This window comes from Pseudomonas sp. EA_5y_Pfl2_R50 (genome assembly GCF_963970475.1).
Taxonomy (GTDB): domain Bacteria; phylum Pseudomonadota; class Gammaproteobacteria; order Pseudomonadales; family Pseudomonadaceae; genus Aquipseudomonas.
Map to the genome: position 1 here is coordinate 1 of NZ_CAXAPT010000159.1, position 463 is coordinate 463.

Annotated in this window: 1 protein-coding gene; it reads right to left on the bottom strand. The window is 67.2% G+C overall.

Translation table 11 applies throughout. The features are described 5' to 3' along the window. A partial coding sequence (locus AACY19_RS27225) for a hypothetical protein (RefSeq protein ID WP_339454594.1) occupies positions 1 to 463 on the bottom strand: 463 nt, incomplete at both ends.

The window sequence follows — 463 nt, forward strand, 5'->3', positions numbered from 1 at the left end:
CCATGCCGTCGCGTGTGGTGTGGATGCGCGCATCGATGATATTGCCGCCAGCCACGCTGATCGCGCCTGCGATGCGGTAGAACAGCCCCGGGTGATCGGCGGCGTAGACGGTAACGAGCGTCGCGCCGCGCTCGGGATAGACCTGCGCGCTGATCGAGAGCTGCGCCGAGCCCGCTTCGGCGATCAGCCCGGCATTGCGGGCGATTACGTCCTCGGGCTCGGCCACCCAATAAGGTTCGGGCAAGCGGCGCACGAGATGGTCAAACTGCGCCGCATCCCAGCCCAGCCGCGCCTGCAGCGCCTCCTGCTTTGAGGCGATCCGCTCGCCGCGCCCCTTTTGCTTGTGGCCCAGCCGCAGCACTTCTTCGGCCGATTCGTACAGGTCGGACAGCAATTGCCGCTTCCACCCGTTCCACACACCGGGGCCGACCGCGCGAATGTCGACGACCGTGAGCAGCAGCAA